This window comes from Rhizobium sp. rho-13.1 (genome assembly GCF_007000305.1).
Classification (GTDB): domain Bacteria; phylum Pseudomonadota; class Alphaproteobacteria; order Rhizobiales; family Rhizobiaceae; genus Rhizobium; species Rhizobium rhododendri.
Window position 1 is genome coordinate 1 of the sequence record NZ_SCFL01000034.1, and the last position, 20660, is coordinate 20660.

The 20660-nt window shown below is 56.4% G+C and carries 18 protein-coding genes, 1 tRNA gene and 3 pseudogenes; 9 read left to right on the forward strand and 13 right to left on the reverse strand.

Annotated elements, in window-relative coordinates:
* Nucleotides 1-102: 102 nt before the first annotated feature.
* The 6 genes and pseudogenes from EQW76_RS30050 to EQW76_RS27395 all read left to right on the forward strand — a co-directional run bounded on the left by EQW76_RS30050 (nt 103) and on the right by EQW76_RS27395 (nt 4561).
* Nucleotides 103-373 (forward strand): annotated as a pseudogene (locus EQW76_RS30050) (CopG family ribbon-helix-helix protein).
* An 872-nt stretch (nt 374-1245) separates the two neighbouring features.
* Nucleotides 1246-1425 (forward strand): DUF2274 domain-containing protein, encoded by a 180-nt coding sequence (locus tag EQW76_RS27375; protein ID WP_142832070.1) that lies wholly within the window; start codon nt 1246-1248, stop codon nt 1423-1425.
* A gap of 117 nt (nt 1426-1542) precedes the next feature.
* Complete coding sequence (locus EQW76_RS27380) at nt 1543-1923, forward strand: helix-turn-helix transcriptional regulator (RefSeq protein ID WP_143123467.1); 381 nt, start codon at nt 1543-1545, stop codon at nt 1921-1923.
* The gene (locus EQW76_RS27385; RefSeq protein ID WP_143123468.1) at nt 1923-3155 is read left to right on the forward strand and encodes a type II toxin-antitoxin system HipA family toxin; all 1233 of its coding nucleotides are present in this window, start codon (nt 1923-1925) and stop codon (nt 3153-3155) included. The genes EQW76_RS27380 and EQW76_RS27385 overlap by 1 nt, the downstream gene beginning before the upstream one ends.
* Nucleotides 3156-3422: 267 nt before the next feature.
* Nucleotides 3423-3566 (forward strand): annotated as a pseudogene (locus tag EQW76_RS27390) (AlpA family phage regulatory protein); the annotation flags it as partial.
* 245 nt (nt 3567-3811) lie between these two features.
* On the forward strand, nt 3812-4561 hold the full coding sequence (locus EQW76_RS27395; protein ID WP_143123469.1) for an SDR family oxidoreductase: 750 nt from the start codon (nt 3812-3814) through the stop codon (nt 4559-4561).
* Nucleotides 4562-5066: 505 nt separating this feature from the next.
* Here the strand turns inward: EQW76_RS27395 and EQW76_RS27400 are convergent.
* Nucleotides 5067-6098 carry an NADP-dependent oxidoreductase gene (locus EQW76_RS27400; RefSeq protein ID WP_143123470.1) on the reverse strand — a complete coding sequence of 344 codons (1032 nt, stop codon included), beginning with the start codon at nt 6096-6098 and terminating at the stop codon, nt 5067-5069.
* A gap of 197 nt (nt 6099-6295) precedes the next feature.
* Nucleotides 6296-7366, reverse strand: coding sequence for an acyltransferase (locus EQW76_RS27405; protein WP_143123471.1), 1071 nt, complete (start codon nt 7364-7366; stop codon nt 6296-6298).
* Between the two features lie 172 nt (nt 7367-7538).
* On the opposite strand from EQW76_RS27405, the gene EQW76_RS30205 reads away from it, so the two are divergent.
* Nucleotides 7539-7673 (forward strand): hypothetical protein, encoded by a 135-nt coding sequence (locus tag EQW76_RS30205; protein ID WP_280176917.1) that lies wholly within the window; start codon nt 7539-7541, stop codon nt 7671-7673.
* 26 nt (nt 7674-7699) lie between these two features.
* On the opposite strand, the gene EQW76_RS27410 is transcribed toward EQW76_RS30205, so the two are convergent.
* The gene (locus tag EQW76_RS27410) at nt 7700-8464 is read right to left on the reverse strand and encodes a hypothetical protein (RefSeq protein ID WP_143123472.1); all 765 of its coding nucleotides are present in this window, start codon (nt 8462-8464) and stop codon (nt 7700-7702) included.
* A gap of 38 nt (nt 8465-8502) precedes the next feature.
* Between EQW76_RS27410 and EQW76_RS27415 the strand changes: the two genes are divergently transcribed.
* Nucleotides 8503-8587 (forward strand) — tRNA-OTHER (locus EQW76_RS27415).
* Between the two features lie 114 nt (nt 8588-8701).
* Here the strand turns inward: EQW76_RS27415 and EQW76_RS27420 are convergent.
* The 6 genes from EQW76_RS27420 to EQW76_RS27450 all read right to left on the reverse strand — a co-directional run bounded on the left by EQW76_RS27420 (nt 8702) and on the right by EQW76_RS27450 (nt 13906).
* Nucleotides 8702-9208, reverse strand: a complete 507-nt coding sequence (locus EQW76_RS27420) for a hypothetical protein (RefSeq protein WP_143123473.1) — start codon at nt 9206-9208, stop codon at nt 8702-8704.
* Between the two features lie 1231 nt (nt 9209-10439).
* Nucleotides 10440-10646, reverse strand: coding sequence for a hypothetical protein (locus tag EQW76_RS27425; protein WP_143123474.1), 207 nt, complete (start codon nt 10644-10646; stop codon nt 10440-10442).
* A 272-nt stretch (nt 10647-10918) separates the two neighbouring features.
* Entirely contained in the window at nt 10919-11575 is a 657-nt protein-coding gene (locus EQW76_RS27430) for a hypothetical protein (RefSeq protein ID WP_143123475.1), read from the reverse strand.
* Between the two features lie 699 nt (nt 11576-12274).
* Nucleotides 12275-12652, reverse strand: a complete 378-nt coding sequence (locus EQW76_RS27440; RefSeq protein WP_143123477.1) for a DUF3592 domain-containing protein — start codon at nt 12650-12652, stop codon at nt 12275-12277.
* Between the two features lie 738 nt (nt 12653-13390).
* Nucleotides 13391-13615 (reverse strand): hypothetical protein, encoded by a 225-nt coding sequence (locus EQW76_RS27445; RefSeq protein WP_142832077.1) that lies wholly within the window; start codon nt 13613-13615, stop codon nt 13391-13393.
* An 84-nt stretch (nt 13616-13699) separates the two neighbouring features.
* A complete protein-coding gene (locus tag EQW76_RS27450; RefSeq protein ID WP_142832078.1) occupies nt 13700-13906 on the reverse strand; it encodes a hypothetical protein in 207 nt (68 codons plus the stop codon).
* A gap of 266 nt (nt 13907-14172) precedes the next feature.
* Here EQW76_RS27450 and EQW76_RS27455 point away from each other — a divergent pair, with 266 nt between their 5' ends.
* Nucleotides 14173-14613: a MucR family transcriptional regulator gene (locus EQW76_RS27455; protein WP_143123478.1), complete on the forward strand. Its 441-nt coding sequence runs from the start codon at nt 14173-14175 to the stop codon at nt 14611-14613.
* A gap of 209 nt (nt 14614-14822) precedes the next feature.
* Here the strand turns inward: EQW76_RS27455 and EQW76_RS27460 are convergent, their stop codons facing one another.
* The 4 genes and pseudogenes from EQW76_RS27460 to EQW76_RS27475 form a co-directional block, all read right to left on the reverse strand.
* Entirely contained in the window at nt 14823-15083 is a 261-nt protein-coding gene (locus EQW76_RS27460) for a hypothetical protein (RefSeq protein ID WP_143123479.1), read from the reverse strand.
* Nucleotides 15084-15334: 251 nt separating this feature from the next.
* Nucleotides 15335-18655: an autotransporter domain-containing protein gene (locus tag EQW76_RS27465; protein ID WP_161991085.1), complete on the reverse strand. Its 3321-nt coding sequence runs from the start codon at nt 18653-18655 to the stop codon at nt 15335-15337.
* A 472-nt stretch (nt 18656-19127) separates the two neighbouring features.
* Nucleotides 19128-19409 (reverse strand): hypothetical protein, encoded by a 282-nt coding sequence (locus EQW76_RS27470; protein WP_143123481.1) that lies wholly within the window; start codon nt 19407-19409, stop codon nt 19128-19130.
* Between the two features lie 943 nt (nt 19410-20352).
* A pseudogene (locus EQW76_RS27475) lies at nt 20353-20660 on the reverse strand (UTP--glucose-1-phosphate uridylyltransferase); the annotation flags it as partial.

The window sequence follows — 20660 nt, forward strand, 5'->3', positions numbered from 1 at the left end:
GGAAGTAGGGAAGTAGGGAAGTAGGGAAGTAGGGAAGTAGGGAAGTAGGGAAGTAGGGAAGTATCATCACAAGGTAGTACCGGGTGATAGGAAGTCAAATGCGTGGCGACGTCTATTAAGTTCGATGACGGCCTCAAACGCGCGTTCAGCGCCTTGCAACCCAGCGCCGGCGCTCGGCGCAATGGATCATGTTGGAAGCTATCGAACAGTACGTGTGCGCGAGAAAGCCCGCGAGAGCTTTTAGCAGGAAGCCTTGGTGTCATCGAAGGACTATCACGAAGCCGGCCGACACTAGACCGTCACGGAAGTCGGTAACTGGCTAAGCACCTGGGGCACCGATGACGAACAGGCGGCGCCCGCGTGCCACAAGTAATCATTACGGAAGCTGCAAAGGAATGGAAAAACTCGCAGCTTCAACGCGACGATCACGATCAAAACTGCCCGCAGAAGCCACACCGTGCGGCGCCCAGCGAGCCATCTCGTGGAAAAGCGTCCAGACAGAGGGTTGAGGGGTGTCCCGATCCTGCGGTCCCGTGTCCAGTACACCCCTACAGGAGGTTGCTGCTGACCTCGGCGGGTGCGATCATCGCGCCGATTGTCGACGACCGCAAAAATCTGCGGCTTCCTTGCGTCCTATAAGTCTCGGGAATTTTGGTCATCGTAACTCTGCATATAAACAGTCGTGTTTGATCCGGTGGTGGGGGACGTAGGGGCTTGGTGGGGCGAGTCAGACGTTATTCGTCGACCCTTGGCCTCATCAACGCCTTCAAAGCGGGGGGAGGTGCTGGCCTCCGGATTGCTAGGGGGGTCACGCTTGGAGCGAAACGACACTCCAGGGCCAGCACGCTAATAGTCACGGATACTTTGTGTTATAGCAAGTCACGAATTTGTTGAGCGCAGCATAACAGAAAAAAGGCTCGCCACACCCTCCCCAGGCGGCAAGCCTTCCAACGGCGTCGATGCAATCGCAGACGCGCACGGAGCGTGTAACAGATCGAATGACCACCCGATGGATTTCATTGTCGGGGCGCGCCGATTGGCTTGGCTCATTTATGGGTCTTTTCATAGAGCACTCCAGCGCCCTATCCGTTCTCGTCGATGAAGATGATGCCGGCCGTCGCAAGGACTTCGGTGATCTTTGTGAACGGTGTCCATTCGCCCACTCAACTCACCTGTTAAAGCCTCTATCCCCAGCCCCGCGGCGTCCACCAAACCAATCACCATTTTTGGCAGGGTAAGGCTGGCTTGAGAAGATTTGTACTCTCTTCACAGCATCGCGATCTCGCCGCCTCTCTCGAGGTGCGCGGCCGTGAGAACGACCATCCGCCTACCGATCCCGTCCGCCTGATCGCACCGATGCGGGAGCGGTTTATCGCAACCGATCTGGCGTTTGCGAAGGTGAGTTGCAGCACGTTGTCCCAGTGATTTGGCGTTGCCCTTGTCTATACGCCTCAGTTATCATCTATTCTCGCTTGAAGAAGGCATTAATTTGTCATATATGAGTGCCATTAGAGCTATATCGTTCATATACGGAGAAATGCGTTGGCCTCGCCAAAGTCGAAATCGGCGCTTGAAAGACTGGGTTACGACCTGCGCAACGCACGTTTGCGCCGCGGCATCGCCGTATCTGATCTCGCAGCTCGCGCCGGGACGTCTCCCAGTACCGTTGCAAGGCTCGAAAAAGGCGATCGGGGTGTCGGCATCGGTACGCTTGCCGATGTTCTCGTCGCCATGGGGCTTGTCGAGCGCCTGGCCGACCTCCTTGACATACGCACGGATGATCTGGGTCTGGCGTTGGCCGCCGAACAGTTGCCAAGACGCGGAAAATCCTTTGCCGCAAAACTCCGCAGGCAGGAAACGCAGGATCATAAGACGAAACAAGACGAAAAGGACGTCATCGACCCAGATGGCGCAGCCTTCTGATGCCCGACTTTGCCGCTCATGTCGCCCTTGGTGAAGGCCTGACACCCGTCGGCCGATTGCGCTTCACGCAGGCCGGACCGCGCCAGTTTTCCGCCTTTTCGTATGATCCCGCCTGGATCGAGAACCCCCGCGCCTTTGCGCTACAACCGACCTTACCGCTCGAAGGCAGCTCCTTCCACGCCTCCGGCCAGTCGGGCAACACGCGTGACGCGCTCGCAGGGGTCTTCTCCGATGCAGCACCCGATAGCTGGGGTCGCAGGCTTCTCGAACGCACCTACGGCAATGGCCTCTCCGAGTTTGAATATCTGACGCTCTCCGACGATACTTGCCGACAGGGCGCTCTGCGCTTCGTCGATGCGAATGGAGCGATCATCAAAGGACGAGAAACCGAGGCCGTGCCGCGGCTGATCGACCTGCAGGCCATCACCGCCATCTCCCGGGCCTACGAACAGGGCAAGGAGATCTCCGCACAGGATATGCAAACGCTCGCTGGAGCCGGCGGCTCAGGGGGGGCTCGCCCCAAAGCCAATGTCATCGATGGCGAGAACTTCTGGCTCGCCAAATTCACCTCCGTCCACGACCAGCAACCCATCGAGCGCGTCGAAGTCGCAACCCTCCGCCTCGCCAGAGCCTGCGGCATTCGCACGCCAGAGGCGCGTCTGGAACTGACGGAAACCCCGTTTCCCGTCGCGCTGCTGCGACGGTTCGACCGACGCGGTACCGCGCGTATTCCCTACCTTTCGGCGCGCACCGCATTGGCCAAGACCGGGACGGAACTAGGCGCCTATACCGAGATCGTCGATTTCATGCGGATGGCCGCTGCCGAACCTTTGGCTGATTTCCGGGAACTCTATTTGCGCCTAATCTTCACCATCCTCGTCTCGAACAAGGATGATCACCTGAAGAACCACGGCTTTCTCTATGTCGGCGGCGGTCGCTGGCGTCTGTCGCCGATGTTCGACGTGAACCCTGCGCCTGATCGCAACCCGCATCTCGAAACCGCAATTCTGGAGGATGGAGCGCACGACCGATCCATCATGCTCGCCTTGGAAGCGTGCGAATTCTTCGAGATACTCGAATCCGATGCACGCCGTACGATCCGGGAAACCGCACGCCGCATTTCGGATGAATGGCGCGAGGCGTTCCGTCTTGTCGGTGTTACCGGCAGCCTGGCCCGCGCCTACGAACCGGCATTTCTGAATGATGAAACCGAAATCGCTTTGGCCCTTTAGCAATCATATATGAATAGGTGAACGCCATAATTCGTCGGATATGATCGATTGCGCCTGGCTTCGAGCGACCGACGCGGTGCTCTGCGCGCGATCAGGGTCCGATGAAGCGCAAGGTCGGAAGATCGACCGACTGCATCTTGGCAAACCCTCCGCTTCGACGCCAACGCCGCCGCTTCCACGCTCGCACTCCGTGCGGCATTCCCATCCCTGACGACCATCAGGCTTCTCTCGTCTTCGGATCTTATATCCGAGGTATCGCCATGACGCATCCGCAAACACCCCTTTAGCAAGCGAATCGTTCGCTGGCATCAACTCCGCCAGATCGTCCCACTTGCCGACATCACGATCTACGACATGGAGCAGCGTGGCGGGCGCCCGCGCATGTTCTGTCTGACGTCCCCTTGCGTCGTATAGGGTCTTGCGGGTTGCGTTCTCAAGCCTTGCGATGTGGATGAAGCCCGCCGTGTCGCGCCATGGCGGTCGCTTTCGTCGTAAGGGTTTTGCCTATGATCGCCTGCGAGATCGAGATATATCGGACAACTTCAAGGGCGCAGCTTCGCTCGGTGGACGCTAGACTACTTCTTTAAGGGCCAATCCGGGATATGACCTTTGGAATGGAAGACCGAATTCGTGTCATTACGCTATGGTGAGAGAGCATGCTGGACATCAAAGGAATAACGTCGATCGTCACGGGGGGTACCTCGGGGATCGGCTATGCGACGGCCAGGGAACTGATTGGCAGGGGCGCGAACCTGGTCATCAACTCGCGAACTGCCAGCGCGCGATTTGCGGAGCTGGTTGCCGAGGGTGAGAAAGTTGGCATCCGCGTCCTTCACGTTACGGGGGACATGCGGGATCCGGAAGTATCCAAGGCGATTTGTTCGAAGGCCATGTCCGAATTCGGCCGGATCGACAGCGTCGTCCATTGTGCAGGCGGCCCGGCTCCTGGCGCGGCCGTCGACATGCCTGCCCAAAACTGGACCGACGCCTTCGACGTCCATGTCCACTCCGCCTTCCATCTGTTCCGGGCAGCACACCCTTCGTTGGCCTCGCGGGGCGGGGCGGTGATTCTCCTCTCGTCAGCGGCTGCTCTGCGTGGATGTCCGGGCAACACCGCCTATCAGGTCGTCAAGGCCGCCCTCATTCAGATGACCCGCGCGCTTGCGCGCGACCACGCCGCCGAGGGGATCCGGGTGAACTGCGTTGCGCCGGGAATTATCCGGACACCGTTTCAAGACGGCATGACCGACATCGCGAAAGCGAACAACATTGCAAACCGGATCCCATTGAAGCGTGAAGGTAGGCCCGAGGATGTCGCCGACGTCATCGTCCAGCTTATCGGCAATGAGTTCATGACCGGAGAGACCATCGTTATCGACGGTGGGATGTCGATGAGGATGGTGTGACCGCTCTGATGGTTGCGTCTGTCGTAGGAGGCCGCAGCGCTCCTTATTCAGTGCGCATTGTGCGCCGCCAGGCATTCGGAACCAAGGCGATCAGCGATGCCTACCGCTAGCTGTGGTGCCGCTCTAGGGTCTGGGTCAAGGACACCGTTGGAACGCTATTGCCAGGAAAGCACTGTCGCGGGGCGGAGGTCGAGATGTCGACCTCCGACGATCGATGGGACGGCAAGACATTCGTCTCGAGCCTAGGCGGTAACCGAACTGTAGATCGCCGCATTGGCACCAACGGTTGGCCGCCCCTGTCCGCAGCTCTTGAACAATTCCGTCGATCCGGGTTGACTGGCTATCAAAGTGAGTGTCGTTGGAGCACCAGGCAACACTGAGACCGGGCAGGAAGCCCAAAGCTGGCTGACCGTGGGAGATGATCCTATGGAGGTTAGCGGCGGGAACCTGTCGGTCCCCTTAGATGTCTTTCCTGGTCTGATTTGAGGCTTGCCGCAACCGCCAGTCACCCCTTCGACGATCGGTCTGCCACCTTTACCAGCAGCTTGCCGAAATTCTTCCCCTGCAGCATCCCGATCAGCGCCTCGGGAGCGTTCTCCAGTCCTTCGACGACGTCTTCGCGATACTTGATCCGACCGGAGTTCACCATGGGACCGATCTCGGCCTCGAACGCCGCATAATGTTCGACGACGAACTCGGTCTGGATAAACCCACGGATCAGCAGGCTCCGTCTCAGGATGGCCGACATCATCGCCGGCACGTTGTCTTGCTCTGAAGCCGCCGCTCCATTGTAGTTGGCCACCAGACCGCACACCGGAACGCGCGCATACATGTTCAGAAGTGGCATGACCGCCTCCCAGACAGGCCCGCCGACATTCTCGAAATAGACGTCGATACCCTTCGGGCAGGCAAGCTCCAGGTCCGTCTTGAAATCCTTTGAGCAGTGATCGACGACTGCGTCGAAGCCCAGCTCGTCGCGGACATAGTCCAGTTTCTGTTGTCCGCCGACGATGCCGACAGCCCGCGCGCCTGCCAGCTTTGCGAGCTGACCGACCATGGAGCCAACCGGACCCGATGCGGCTGCGACCACGACGGTCTCCCCCTCTTTGGGGCGACCGATGACCTTCATGCCGGAATAGGCCGTAAAGCCCGGCATTCCGAGGACGCCGATCGCGGTGCTGATGGGTGCGCCTTTCGTGTCGACATGGCGGATCGCGTCGGCTTTCATCACGGCACCCGTGCACCATCCGGTACGGGACCTCACGATGTCTCCGGGCTTGAAGTCGGCATGCCGCGAGCGCGCCACCTCGCAAACCGTCTCGCCCTCCATGGTGCCATTGACAGGCGTGGGAGCTGCATAGGATTTCGCGTCGCTCATGCGGCCGCGCATGTAGGGATCCAGCGAGAGGTAAAGAACCTTGAGCGTGACCTCGCCTTCGGCAGCGTCGGCAAGCTCAGTGCTTTCCAGCCGGAAGTTCTCGGACGTCGGAGCACCCTTCGGCCTGCTTGCAAGGACCACGCGTTGGATTGTCGTCATCGTTTTTCGTCTTTCCGGAGGTTGCCGAGAGTTTTCAGGGGGGCTGCAGGATGTGTTGCTCCATGCCTTGGGATTGCCGTTGGCGGTGGTGGTGAGATGGCCGTGCCACTTCATACGCCGATATCGCGGCGGCAAAGCGTGATTTCATCAGGGCCATCCTCAATTAACTTATTACCCTAGTCACGCAGCGCCAATTCTTAAGCATGGGTGGTATCGCTTGGCTGCCGCACAGCCGGGATTATTGCCGTCGTTCGCTGTAGCCACCGACGAAAAGGCGCATCGTACCATCGGACGATAGGATAGGTTGATGCAAGAATAAAAGCGACAGTTACTGCCCAAAAGAGGCTGAGAGGCAAATGAAGCAAATTGCCCGCAGCTTCCGCTAAAAGCAGCAGTGGCCGATGGATGGCATAAATTGGAAATGAGGCCATCCCTAAAAATACTGCAATCGGCATAAAACTGTTCGAGGGTTCATTGCCGGCAGCTAGGATCAGAAGCACAGGCGAAACAGCAAAGACAAACAGGAGGTCATAGGTAATAGAACTTCCTCGGACACCCATCAATGCGACGACGGTAGCCGCCAAGATTAACAACGATGGAATGGGAATTCTCGTAAGCTTCAATCTGTAGACAAGTGCCCCGAGAGAAAAGGAGAAGGTCGTTCGCAATAGGGCAACCCCGACATCGCCAACAAGGGCACCACCATCCAGAGTGCCGGCGTTTCCGCCTACAACGACTAGACCTACTGCTGTAACTAAGCAAATTGCTGCAAGTATTCGTTTGGTCAAAAATGGAAGAGCGATGGCATAAGCGATATTTACTATCAACTCGTAGATCAGTGACCACGCAGGTGTGTTTTGATTGTAGAGGTTTCCCCCCAATCCAGGGATGGGAAAGGGCAGAAGAAACAGTGCGAACCCTGCAGAAATCAAGAATTCGCTTCCGGGCATGGCAAAATGACTGCCTGTAGCTTGTAGAGCCAACTCTCGAACGACGCCGATTACAAGACCCGCCAAATAAAGTGGATAGAAGCGAGTTATACGTATCCAAGAGAAAGTCTTTATCGTCATCCCCGATGCCAACCGACTGTCGTAGACGTGAGATATAACGAATCCCGAAAGAACAAAAAAGAGATCGACTGCCAAATAGCCCTTAGGAAAATATTGCGTTCCAAGCATTGCGCTGGAATGAAATAAAACCACGACTAAAGCTGCTACGCCGCGCAAGGCGTCGATTGTCACATACTCACGTTTTCGTGTATTTTTCATCGGAAAGGCATCCCACTTTGTGAATTGCGACTTGCAGTTGGATGCGTTTGTAAGCTAGCACTTGCCGCAGTCAATGGGTGGGTAGTAAAACGCCCCGGCCTTTGCAACTTAGAAACTAGATCGACACGCACTGCTGATACCCGCCATCCTGATTACTTCTCAGGGCTTTGTCGTGGTCGATCACGCGTCGAAGTTCATCTCCTATGCAACCGCCGCCCCGCTCGGGATGATGAAAGATGCAATCCACGAAACGGATGTTAGCTACGCTGACGAGGCGCTGGCGCTGGTACAGGCGCTTGTGTTCTAGCACCCCGTAATAGCGGCAATCTGGTGCTACAACTCAGATTGCCGCATGATTTCATCAACTCCAACTATTTTCTCGGGAACAGAGAATGTCTCGCCCGCCATCTCGACATCATCATCCCAGAAATCGCCATCCAGCGTAATGCCCTTAAAAAAATCCTCGTGATCGAATGGGAAGTTCTCCATCCGGCGCGCGAACAAATCATCTTGTTCTCTGCTCGCGGCCACGAGTTCGAAAAGCTCGTTTCTCCGAAGGGAAGCCTCTTCGGTCGCCGTTTTAAGAGCTAAAAATATCGGATCCTGTAGATCTGTCATCAAGGCCGCAGTCCAATTTCTTCTAATAAACACCTCCGTTGGAGGGCGAAGATCTCTGTCTACTTCCTTTATGATAATGCTATCGTTGCTCCAGTCACTGCCATACTTTCCTTCAACCTTGTGATAGTGGGCCATTGCGGTGCTACGCAGATCGCAAACGCCAGCATGGTTTTGAGCTTGCTCTTTAGTCATTGCCTTTTCAAAGGCAATTCGACGTCTGGCGTTTGTTCGAGAAGCCGTCGCTCTGCAATAGAGGATGACAGCGTTCATCGTAAGTGCTGGTCCGAAAACCTGGCGGAATGTGCTGTCATGCTGAATCATCGATAAGGCGACAGTAGCTTCTCTGGCGTTCTGCAAGTCTCTGATAATTGAACACGCACTTCCGTACTGCTCGACCAATCGACGATGGTGCACAAAACGCTTGTCATCTTCTAGGCTTTCAGCCAACGCACTAAGGTTGAAAGCTGCCCGCTTCACCATTCATTATTCCCCCAAAAGATGTTATTGCGTTATGCAGCGGTCGACGTAGCTCAATCAGGTAGAGCGCATGAGCGGTCTGAAGCCGTCCCATTTGGTTATAGGTTCAAATCCTATCGGCGATCGTTGCAACTCCCCGCGGACACAAAAGCAAAAGTGTTAGTGAGAGTCGAGTATAGGAATGAGGTTATTTGTGACTGACCCCCGCCTGATCACTGATACAAAGCCATTGAAGTAATTCTAGTTTGGCATTGAGAGAACGTAATCCAGTGCATGAGAGGCAAGATCTTCAATCTGCATCTGTGGTGCAGGCAAAACTATTCTTTTACCTCCGCGTCTGACCGAAATGGCCTCAAGCTGGATGATTTCTTCGGTTGCGGGTCGCAACGTATAGGGGGTGCCATCGCGCAGAGTTAGAAAGCTTCCATCCCTAAGTATTAACTTTCGTTCAACGATCTTGACACCAAACGTTATAGTCCCTTCATTTGTGTGCTCTTCGGCATTCCTTGCTTCCCAAACATAGTCCAATCGAGCGTCATCCCGTCTAAATTGGTCCAGCTGGTTGGCCTCGTCGTGCCGTCCTTGGCGATGCAGTCGAGCTGTTATCTGATTGATCGACGTACGCCAGGCCGAAACGAATTCCTCCCAACTCTCAATCTGATTATCAACCTCGGTACTAGACACCATTTTCTCAAGCGCGCGGCGGACCCTTGCAATCGAGCGTTTGATCCTGTCATCTTCCGGCATATAATCCCCATCACTGTCGGGTCCGCATTGGCAAGGATTGCGCCGCATGAGTCAACGTGAACGGAGAGGGCACGGACCGAATATGTTGACCTAAGCTCAAAGGACGGCCTTAGAGTATGCGGCCTCAGAGCAAGGCGGGTGGGCCCATTCTAAAGAAAGCTTACTTTGCCGCACCATTCGAATTTATAAATCGCTGGAATTGCGTCCATTAGTTCGCCCCTACCGGGCTGACAAGGATTGTACGAGACGTAGAGCGAATGCCGTTATGGCTACGGATGCCAGTCGGCGCCTACTTTTGTAAACCCCACCACCCTGGTCACGTCGTGGCTGGTGTGGTGGAACAGATAGTGGTCGGATTGAAATATAGTCGGCGCCCAATGAAGTTACTACCGCTTTTCAGTTTCGTTTCATATTGAGACGTTACCGACAGGCTGTCCGTGATTGGCCGACATGACCGGACCGAAAAGTACTGACATGTAACTGAAAACCTTGAACGCCATGACGGAGTTCAAGGTTTTTTTTCGTAAGGTCTGGTCCCGGAACTCGAGGAGGTCTTCATGCTTTTGGCAATATTGAACTCGGTTGGGGTCGTTTCCGAATGGGTAGGCGTCATCGTATTATTTCGGTTCGGCGTGCCATTCGAAATTGTCACGCCGAACGGAATGGGGTTCGTTGTTGGCTCTCTGAGCAACGAAACTCGGCTCGAACTTAATAAGCGGCGAGTTCTGTACAAGCGTATTGGATGGGTAGCCCTAGCGATGGTGTCATCCGGCGCGCTGATTCAGGTATACTCTTCAATCTTTGGTGCTTTCCACCCATCACCCTAACTAAAAGGTTGTAGCGATGGTATACTCGGACAATGGATAGCCTCTCAAGGTATCATCTATCGCCGCATGAAGACGGATCTTGGCATGTGATTGATGCCAGGACCGCCGGTCCGGCTGAAATTGAGGTCGATGGCAGGTTCTTCGTCTTTTGGAAGCTGCCAAAGGAGGAGGCCGAGCGCTGGTCGAGGCTCCTCAATCAAATCGCCAGTTTTCCGTCAGATGGTTCATTCTAAGTACGCAGAGGATGCACGCCCTGATCACTTCTGTGGGCCATTTACTCAGCCTTGAGAGTACAGCTTTCCCAGCAAATCGGTGATGACGACAGTCGTCGCCCTGTTGGGAAGGAACCGGTGACCTAGCAGCGCGTGCAGGATCGATCGGATCATCAAAGCCGAAAGCGGCCTTTAGCTGGTCGAGACTGCCCTCTTCTGCCGCAGGATGGCAAAGATCGTGGCTAGGCCGGAAGCCGATAGCCGGGGCTCATAACCGCCATCGCTCTCGAAATGGGGTGGACCGGCCTTCTCTTCGCCAAGGGCCACCTGGTCGAGCTGCTGGCTGATAGCCTGCCGGATAAATTTTGACCGGCCCTTCTCGCCTACTCCATTATCCATGCGGGCGATGTCCTCGGGCGAGAGGTAAACGTGCATGCGGATCAAATGGAGCGGCGGTCTTCCTATGCTGGCAGATTGGCAGGGTGTGGTTAATAAATACCTCAAAGTTCCCTGGCCACAAAAGGGATCATCTGATGCACGTGGCACCCTTCGCTTCCTTTCCGACCGCGTCATCGTCGAGCAGATGCGACACGGCGTCTCGCCGGTGATCAGATGCCTCGTAACCCACCGTGCCAACATCCTAAAGCCGGCGAGGATCGCCTGTCCGATACCTACCCTTCGAACTGTGCAAGGTAAAAATGACCACCCATGTTGGTAATGTAAGGCCCTGCACCTTCTCCAGTCGATAGATCCAGGCCAGAGCCCTGCATATACGTGGCGTGCGACCCATCGCCCGCATTGGTTTCGAAAATCTTGCTTCGAAATTCATCAGACCAACTTTTCGATGGGAGCGATAGTTGGTCCGTCTCATCATAGATTAAAACCCATATTTGCGCGGAGGTACCAAAGCCTCCGCCCACCATTCCCCAGAACCAATGGATAAGCACTGGATGACCATTGAAAGCGACACTCTCTGCAACCCCTTTGAGAAAACCAGGTTTCTCGTACTCAAAACGGAGCCAGTCGCCGTCGATGCCGAAGTGACCGAGCGCTTGGAACGGCATCAGTGCCAGGAGGGGGGCTGCGAATAACGACACCGCGCGCCTCCAATGCCGTTTGACTAAAATCCAGCCAGTACAGCATAGCCATACGATGAGAGTAAGCGTGCCAGGAAGAAGAACCAGGAAAAACGCGATTGCATCGTCACCGGTTGTTCGGCTCAGGGTCAGTAAAACATCGCAATACAAGACGAAAAGAAATGCGCTAATCACATAAGATGGGTGAAAACGATCGCGTGAAGCTGGGCGTTCAATAGGCGCTGCGTTCATTAATTGAATACCTATCTTGTGGCGACGCCGGTCGCTGGATTGAATGTCGGAAGCTGAGCATATCCCGTTTCAACGCGCGAGTTCCACAGTGCACAAAAGTTCCCTCCAGACTGCAACGTCTCTCTGCCCTGGTCCTGTTTGTGGCGGAGACATGGTCGAAGGTGACAGGCCAGAGTAGATAAACCCGGAAGAATCTTTGTCTATCGCTTTGCGCTAGAAGAAGCGGTGGTCAAAACTGGTGTACCAATTTCTCTAGGATGCATCTTTTAGGGTTTTTTGGGTCGACTAGGAGCTGGATTTGGCAGTCGATAGGATATTCTGCCACGCTATTTCCGTCCGTTAGGACATTACGGACATGAACGCGCAAACCATTGAAAAGATATGTGGCGTCCACGAAAACCGCGCTTGAATCACCAATAAGGTGGGTGCATGTGGCCGTCACCGTACCCACGGTCGGACGCCACCCGCGTGTTTTCTTCCAGGTCCAACGCCTGTTGCACGCTATCAGCAATGCGAGTGCGCAAACTACGGCAGCAGCGGTGAAATTTCCCTGCATGGCTTCCCTTAACGCACTTAGATGTACCCGACGTACTACAAGTTTTGAGCAAGCTCATCAACGCCCACTCTTCCGAAGAGGCCGGACACAGCCATCGAGTTACAGGGTGTAGACCATCACCCCACCCTAACCAGTAGTGGGTGTCACGCCTTATCTCTTCCGGCCGGGATCTTGAGTAAGCGACGCAATATTACGTCGCCGAATTCAGACGTGGCCACCCGACAATCATACGACTTTGCTGGGTTGATGAGGATTTTTACATCCCGACCAATCTCAAAACCCTTTGAAGTCAAGGAATTGGTATTGAGATCGAAGCCAAAGCGATCGATGGCTTCAAAGTTGTATTTCACGTCTATGTAGACGAGGGTGGCTTCGCCCGTCAGTCTGTGTTCGCTGCCGATGATCGTGCCGTCGACGGTGGTCCACTTAGCGACCAAAAGTAGCCGGCGGGCTCTGTTTGCGACGCCGAGAAGGAGAAATAGTAATACGGAAATGTAAAATACGATCGTGTAGAAATTCATCCACATTGCCTCCACGTCGCCAACCGGTTTTTGATAGTAGATACCTTAAAAGTTCGTCCTTTCTTCCAAAAACCAACGAGGGCGTATCAGGAGTTTTTTGGCCTGAGCACGGGGACAGTGAGCGGCCTCGCCACCAAGGCCCTAATCACGCCGGTACGCATCGAGGAAGAACTCGCCTGCTGTATGCGTAGACTGGTGGGGATATTTGCTTGTAGATGTCGGGAAAGACCAAGGGCTGCCGCGCTCGCGCCAACCGAATCGTCGCACCTACAACAGCCCGGCGGCGTCCACCGAACCGATCACAATTTTCGCAGGGTAAGTCTGCCCTGATCGTATCGATGCCGGGGGGCCACCGATCTGGCGCTTTCGCGGGTGAGATGCAGTACGTCGGCCACTTATCCCATTGCCCCTGTTTGCACCGCCTAGCCATCACCTCGTCTCGTTTTAAGAAATTGGCGCATTCATCATACATGACTGACATCAAAGCCATGTCGGTCATGCACGGAGATTTATGTTGGCTTCGCCAAAGTCCAAATCGGCGCTTGAAAGACTGGGGCACAACATGCGCAACGCATCCCTGCGGCGCGGCATCTCTGTGTCTGGTCTCGCAGCCCCGCCGGCACGTCTTCCAGTGCTGTTGCGCAGCTCGAAAAAAGCGATCCAGGTGTCGAAGTAGGAACACTTGTCGATATTCTCTGTAGCGCGGCATCTCGCTCTGCGGGCGCAGCGCTTCCCCAGTCAGTTTGAGTTTGCCGCCACCCACTTTCGGTTGGGCGTCGCTGCCAGATAGGCAACGTAATCGTCAGAGGCGTCGGCGAAGAAAAGAGCCGCCTCCTGCTCGCGCCATCCAGCCTCCACCGCGTCACGGATGAATGCGGTGAGTGCCCGTTTGCACATGGCCGCACATTCTACCGAACGCTCCTTTTGATCGACGCTAAACTTGGGCGGATGAAAATAGGTCATGCCGGATGATGGCACAGCCCTTGGCTCTTGCAACCGACAGCCTTTGTTAAGCTTACCAGGTAAGGTTAAAATCCCGTCTTTATGCTAGTGGGATGCACCACGTTTGGACTTCGCCAGCAGCATGACGTGCTCATCCGCGGCATCAGCCAACGCGACTGTAATTTCAACTTCAGACCAACCCCTGCCTCCTAACTTTGCAATAAGTTCTGACATGAACTTGTACACTTCTGTTCGGCAGTCAGTATTCGTTACATCATCTTCGAGTCGCTCATCGAAATTTAAGTTTTCCACTTCTCTCTCCGTTTTGTTACAATACGAGAATCACACAGGCGACTATTTGTTCAAATCACGAATTGTGACTCAGAATAGTCCTGCATCATGTACGATACTGGCACAGCTACTTAGAGTGGATTTTTTAAGTGGCTGTTTTCTAATGAAATATTGATTATGTGATCGACGTTTTTTCTCAACCAACGAAATCGCGAGGGAAACATGGCATATTCACGACGCCGATTTGGTTGCAGGTGTGCGGATTACGCCACACCCGACGACCTGTTATGAGCCACCCTGCCCCGCTTGCGACGCCGAAGTCCCTGGCCGATCTTGTCGCCCAAATTGTTTCCAGCTACGTGCGCAAGCACGTCGTCCCAGTGACAGATATGTCAAATCTGATCACCGCTGTTTATCGTGCGCTCGACAGCTGCTCGCTGGTGGTATTGCCAGCGCCGCAGGTCGAAGCACAAAAACCGGCCGTTTCCGTGCAAAAGTCGGTCCATAAGGACCACATCACCTGCCTGGAATGCGGTGGCGACTTCAAATCACTGAAGCGTCATCTGGCGATGTACCATTCGATATCGCCCGAAGATTATAGAGGGAAATGGAAGTTGCCCGGGAACTATCCGATGGTTGCCCCCCTCTATTCGGAAGCGCGCTCGAAAATCGCTCGGGAACTCGGCCTGGGTCAAAAAGGGCGACGCCCGAAATTGAAAGGGCTCTAGTCGTGCGGGCGCGCAGCGAAGCTGTAGCCTTTCTTATTTCGAAAGCTCAACGGCGGTCGAGCGGTCACCTGCGTAGAACGGCAATCCGATACTGCACGCCTGATAGCCTTACGGCCGCGTCAACGAAGAAAGCGCCGGATCAGAGCTAAGGACCGACCCTGGTCATCAGGCGCACTGAAGTCTCTTGCATCGTGTTTGCGGACGCCTTACTAGCCTCCGACAGCATCGCTGACGCATTTCTTGGTGTATGAGGACTTTGCAGCGCCGGCCAGCGGTTTGCCATTTTTATCCTTGGCAGAGCTATCGCAGGCAGCAGCAGCCTCGTTGGTGCACTTCTTCAGCGACGAGGTCAGAGCCGCGCCGGCCAGCGGCTTTCCATTCTTGTCGATCGCCTTTGACTTGCATGTATCGGCGGCATTCGCGCTCGCGGCGGACAACACCAAGACAACGGCCAGCAAGATCTTTTTCATGAATTCTCCCATTTCGATTGCTTCAAAGATGGAGGCCCCGTCTTCTGCCTGTCAAACGCCTTCGCCTCGTTGTAAGCGCTTCGGTTCCAACTTCGCAACGAAGTTGGCCTTGAATCACCGAACAAAACAAGGGGAGACTTCCCCATGGACGCTGGTTCTCTCCACATCGGACCGTCCTATTCGGGTCACAGTGGCCCGTGGCTAAACATCATCGTCCGCCATGATCCCGCAGCCAGGTGGTCTTTCGCCAGCTAGAACCTGACAGCCAGATTGGCCTTGACCGTCTGGCTGAGGCTGCCGCTGCCATATTGGCCGCTGTAGTTGATGCCGATGGTCGATGCCTGGGCGGCGGCGAAATCTAGGCCGGCGTCGAGGACGAGGCTATCTTTGTCGAGCGCCGTGCCGACGGTGGTGAAATCGTCGCCGCCGGCAAAGTGGAAGGAAGACTGCGTCGTCGTATCGCCGTAAGCGTGGCGCCAGCCAACAGAACTGCGCGCCGTTGCGTCAAGACCGGCCAGCGCGAACCCGGTTGAGGTGCGCAGACCTAGCGTGGTAAAAGTAACCCCCGCGTTCTCGGCAGCGCTGCTCAAGGCGGCCGACCCGCCGGTCTCGTTGAAAGCGTCACTGTGCTGATGAACATAGGCGGCATTGGCGAAAGGTTCGAAGGCCAATCTGCCGGCATCGATGCGGTAGCCGAGCTCGCCGTAGATCTGCGCCGTTGCTGCGTCGTAGTCGGCCGCCAAACTCTGTGAAAAGCCAGAAAATTCGACGTTTCGCTGCGTTGCGATCGACTGCCTCTCGTAGAGCGCGCCGACGCGCAAGGCCAGCGGGCCCCACTGGTTGCCGCCATAGACCCCGACATCGTAATTGTCGCTGCTGCCGGACGCGCTGCCGTTGGCCTGATCGAAATTGCCTTTGCTATAGCCGCCCATCACACCGATACGCCATGTCGTCTCGCGGAACGGGGCATCCGCGCCGATTGCCACGCCCCCGACCGAATCCTTGATACCGGCGGCGTTGGCGTCGCCATCCGTCCTGCCCCAGCCGCCATAGGCCTGGCCCCAACCGACAGCCCGCGCACTATAGGGATCGGCAAGGATGGCCGCGGCAGCCTGTGCCGCGGGCGTGGTGCTCTGCGTTTCGCCATAGCCGAGAGCGCTGCTTGCGCCGCCGGGCGGACCTCCGAGCACAAAGACGCTACCGCTGGCCGCGCCAACGCCGTCAAAGGCACTGCGCAGGCGGTCGATGCCAATGGTGCGCACGAAGCGGCTGTTGTCAAAAGTGGCGGTGGTCAACGCGCCATGCAGCGCGCCGGCCAGCTGACCAAAAGCATTGCGCGCCTGCTCGGCACTCAGCGTTTCGACAGACTGGTAAAGCGAATTATCACCGCCCAGACTTTCCACGCCCTCAGCGGCGGAGCGCTGATTAACGGTCCTGGCGGTTGAGGCAAAGGCGACAGTGTTGCGGGTGAGCGTCAGGGTGACATCGTCTGTATCGTAGCCGAGCGTCGTATCGACGAAGGCGGCAGACGAGGCGACGGCGCCGAACGTGCCGATAACGCCACGGCTCGCCGAGAGAACGGTGTAAGTCTTGCCAGCCCGCAGGCCGCTGGTATCGCCAAGGCTCACCGCAGCCCCGCTCACGAGCCTCGCCGTGCCGCTCACCTTGATCAGGTCGCTTCCCGTCCCATCGACGTCGACAGTGTAGAGAGCGCCGCTGGCGAACGTCAGATCGCCGGCGACCGTGAGGATTCCGACGCCGCTGCCGGGCGCAATGGTGGCGCCCGATGCGACGGACGTCGTTCCGACGGTGCCGGTGCCTGACAGGACGCCGCTGTTGACGAGCATCGTGCCGCCAAGCAGGCCGTTTACCGTCAGCCTACCGCCTGAGACGGTGGTGATCCCGGAAAAACTGCTGGAATCGCTGCTCAACGACACGCTGCCGTCGGCAACATCTATGGCGCCATTGCCGTCAACAGACGCCGAAAGCGTGTAGGCCGGACCGCCGAAATTGAAAACGAGGGTGCCGCTGCCAGCGCCGAAGTGGATGGCACTGGTGTCGAGCGTTGCTGCACCGGCGGCGGTCTGGCCCAGCGTGGAGCCGACATTCAAGGTGCCGGTCGAGCCCGCCTGTGCGGCGATGGTAATGCTGCCAGCAGAGATCGTCCCGCCATCGGCAACAGTCACGGTGCCGGTGCTGGCATCGCCGATGGTCAGGCTGCCTGCGGTCGAAAAGGTCGAGCCGTCGCCGGTAACAGTCACCTTGCCGGTCGAGCCGGCATCTCGGCCGATCGTCGTCGACGAGGCACTGAGCGTGCCGCCCAGAGTGACTTGCAGCGCACCGGTGCCGGCGCCCCCGACGATGAGGTCACCGTCGTCTCGCCAGGTGCTGCCGCCGCCAGTCACAAGGACAGTGCCGCTGCCATTGAAATTGTCACCCAGAACGAGCCCATTCGATTGGACAGTCCCGGCATTGGTGATTTTTGTAAGGCCGCTGCCGCTTCGGCCGACGATCACCGAATTTGTGACATCCCATTGTGTGCCGCCACCGTCGACAGTGACTATGCCGCTATCCCCGTCTGCATATCCCAGGGTCGCCGAGCTGCTCTCGACTTGACCAGCGCCGCTGATGTCGAGCGTGCCGTTGCCGGGGCCAGTGACGCCGCCGCCGTCACCGCCAATCAAGAGCGCTCCGGACGTCCAGACGGACCCAAGGCCGCCGACACGGACCGAGCCGTTGGCATGAGCACCAATGACGGCGCTGCCGCTGGAGACGGTGGCGCCAGAAAAGATTGTCAGACTGGCATCGCCCGCCTGGCCGACGATCAGTGAACCGTGTGTGTCGAAGGCGCTGCCGCTGCCGCTGAGACCGACCGTGCTGCCATCGCTGCCGGCAAGACTGCCAATGACGGTGCTGTCGACCGATACAGTGGCTCCGGTTGAGATGGAGACGGTACCGAGGCCACCATCGCCGACCGTGAGATCGCCGGCCGTCCAGGTGGTGCCGCCGCCGGCAATATTGACCGTGCCTGTAGCCCCTGCAACCTTTGCGATGGTCGTCTCGGCGGTGGATGCTGCGGCGCCGGTGACCACCTCGAAGCGGCCAGCGCCTGCCTTGCCGATGACGAAGGGGCCGCTCGTCTGGAAATAGGAACTTCCACCGCTCACCCCGATGGTCCCGGAACTGCCGCTATCCGCCGCGATGGTCGCCGCACCGCTGCCGCTGTAGCCGCCAGCGGCCGTGATCGTCACAATGCCAAGTCCGGCATTACCGACCGTCAGATCGCCATTGCTCCAACGCCCAAGCGAGCCGGAGACGGTCACGCTGCCGTTGGCCGTGGCTCCGGCACCAAGATTTGCCGTCGTGGAGGTAAGTGCATTGTTGATGGTGAGATTGCCGCTTGCACCATTGCCGACCGTCAGCCCGGCAATATTCGGGATCGGCGCTCCGAGATTATTGTAAATGATGGCAGAAGCTGGCGTGTCGATATCGACACTGTCTCCGGCCTGAGGTGCGTGGCCCGCAGCGCCTCCGTTCAGCCAGTTGCCGTCCTTCGTCCAATCAGTATCCACAGCGCCGCTCCAAGACAAGGAGTCGGCGGCGGCGGGACCCATAGCGGCGGTCAGCAACGTGATGGAGGCCAATAAAGTTTTAAAAAATGGTTTGCTGTACAAGTCATGTTCCATCGAAAGGCAATCTTCTGCTAACCGGTTATTAAGCGTAAAAGATAAAAGACAATTAACGTTTAGATCCTCGGCCGAATGACATATTCGCCGTCACCAGTCTTGTATTACTATTTGTCGTTGTCAACAGAAGAAAAGAACATAACACTCGGGCCTGAAGCAAGATCTGCTAAAGTCAATTTGTCAAAGTGCCTCGGCTTACTTGCCCATGGACACGCTATTGCACCATTATCGAACAAGGTTGATGAAGATCCGGGCTCAACACCTCTTACAGTGCCTTGCCTTTTTCCTGATATGTGGCGTGGTTTTTATCGTCTTCGGCCGATTACTCCCGAGAACGAGGACGTCGCCATGGGCTTTCCTAACCGCCCATCATCCCCGCACACGATGAGTACCGCACGCCCAAATGGTCGTCATAAGCCCCCTTGAGAAGGTCGATGTAGTCGACGGACTTGAATTTGGCAGCCCACGGAACCGGGCCGCTATCACCGCGCAGTCGGTCAATCATTGCCTTTTTCCAGAAACCGTCCTCAAAGTCCGAATTTTCAATGCGAAAAATCGAACCGTGCGCTTCACATTTTGCAAGATTACCTTTTGCGACCAAATATCCCGTAGCCAGAGCCAAGAAGTCTTCTTGCTGCATTCCTAGCCTTTTCGTCCCATGACCGTCTGAGAGGTCAGATCAATTTGCGTAAAACTCGAAGCGACGCAACCCTAAATACAACTACATATTGACTCCGAAAAGTCTTCAAACAATTATGAAGGGTCTCTATTCCTCGAGATCGAGGCTTGGTCACGATGTCAACGCTTCCAACGCCTGGCGGACTTGGCACGGGTCAAACTCTCTTCTGCCGGTTGACTGAAGTAGATATGCTCAGGCTGGCATTCCGAAGCTCAGCTTCACCTATCTTCATCATGCTCCAGGAGACTTCGGCGCCTGCAAGCGCTGTGCATGCGGGGTCCCGTGTACGTCGGCGCCGACGGCGCCATGCTTGTCAAAGGCGAACCAAGGCTCGGCTCGCGCATTGAACTTGCGGAAGAACAGCGGTGGTGATCGCTCGATCAGCGACGTTGTAATATGAGCCCTTCCAACACCGGGGCGACCGATCGGCGCTTTGGGCGGACTGGTGTGCGATCACCTTGCAAGATGGACAGTCGTCGTTGAGATGCCATAAGAGTCCTTCTCGCCTGACGACCCTCTGCGGCAAATAATGGAAAGCGGCAAGCGCGATCCAGCCCCTAGTACCCCGTCAATTTTATCGTGCGGAGACTGACGCCTTGGATTGAATTGGCTTTTTGGGTCGTTTGCGTGCAGTTGTTCTTGGACTTTTGGAAGAATGGCGCCGATTTTTTCGCATGGGAACTCCCGAGCAATCATTAAGGCTCTACGACTGTTGTAGGATGATAGTTTCGCCAGTCGCAAACTTCCATGTTCTTGAGGCAAAGATCATCGCTTTGAGTGCGCCGAATTTGTCGGAAAGGTTGACCAAAGGAAATCATAGCGCCGGTTAAGCGTAAGATCGGCTGATGTCCCAACACTGACATGGAACGCCGCCCGCCCCCGAAAGGCGAGCAGCGCTTGGTCCTTACTTCAGGGCTGCGAGCAGCGCCTTGAAACCGTCTTCGACGGACGGACGGATATCGGCACGCGACAAGGCGAAGGCGACGTTGGCGAGGATGAAGCCATCCTTGGCGCCGCAGTCATAGGTTTCACCCTTGAAGTGGTAGCCAGCGAAATCCTGCTGCTTGGCAAGCTTCAGCATACCGTCGGTCAGCTGGATCTCGTTGCCGGAGCCGCGCTCCTGATGCTCGAGGATGTGGAAGATCTCGGGCTGGAGGATGTACCGGCCGTTGATGAAGAAGTTCGACGGGGCAGAACCCTGCGGCGGCTTCT

Excerpts from the sequence above, each read along its gene's own strand:
- EQW76_RS27405 (WP_143123471.1), bottom strand. The coding sequence starts at position 7,366 with ATGAAAAATACACGAAAACGTGAGTATGTGACAATCGACGCCTTGCGC.
- EQW76_RS27410 (WP_143123472.1), bottom strand. The coding sequence starts at position 8,464 with ATGGTGAAGCGGGCAGCTTTCAACCTTAGTGCGTTGGCTGAAAGCCTA.
- EQW76_RS27430 (WP_143123475.1), bottom strand. The coding sequence starts at position 11,575 with ATGAACGCAGCGCCTATTGAACGCCCAGCTTCACGCGATCGTTTTCAC.
- EQW76_RS27460 (WP_143123479.1), bottom strand. The coding sequence starts at position 15,083 with ATGAAAAAGATCTTGCTGGCCGTTGTCTTGGTGTTGTCCGCCGCGAGC.
- EQW76_RS27425 (WP_143123474.1), bottom strand. The coding sequence starts at position 10,646 with ATGGATAATGGAGTAGGCGAGAAGGGCCGGTCAAAATTTATCCGGCAG.
- EQW76_RS27395 (WP_143123469.1), top strand. The coding sequence starts at position 3,812 with ATGCTGGACATCAAAGGAATAACGTCGATCGTCACGGGGGGTACCTCG.
- EQW76_RS27420 (WP_143123473.1), bottom strand. The coding sequence starts at position 9,208 with ATGCCGGAAGATGACAGGATCAAACGCTCGATTGCAAGGGTCCGCCGC.
- EQW76_RS27470 (WP_143123481.1), bottom strand. The coding sequence starts at position 19,409 with ATGCAGCAAGAAGACTTCTTGGCTCTGGCTACGGGATATTTGGTCGCA.
- EQW76_RS27445 (WP_142832077.1), bottom strand. The coding sequence starts at position 13,615 with ATGACCTATTTTCATCCGCCCAAGTTTAGCGTCGATCAAAAGGAGCGT.
- EQW76_RS27400 (WP_143123470.1), bottom strand. The coding sequence starts at position 6,098 with ATGACGACAATCCAACGCGTGGTCCTTGCAAGCAGGCCGAAGGGTGCT.
- EQW76_RS27455 (WP_143123478.1), top strand. The coding sequence starts at position 14,173 with ATGAGCCACCCTGCCCCGCTTGCGACGCCGAAGTCCCTGGCCGATCTT.
- EQW76_RS27440 (WP_143123477.1), bottom strand. The coding sequence starts at position 12,652 with ATGAATTTCTACACGATCGTATTTTACATTTCCGTATTACTATTTCTC.
- EQW76_RS27385 (WP_143123468.1), top strand. The coding sequence starts at position 1,923 with ATGCCCGACTTTGCCGCTCATGTCGCCCTTGGTGAAGGCCTGACACCC.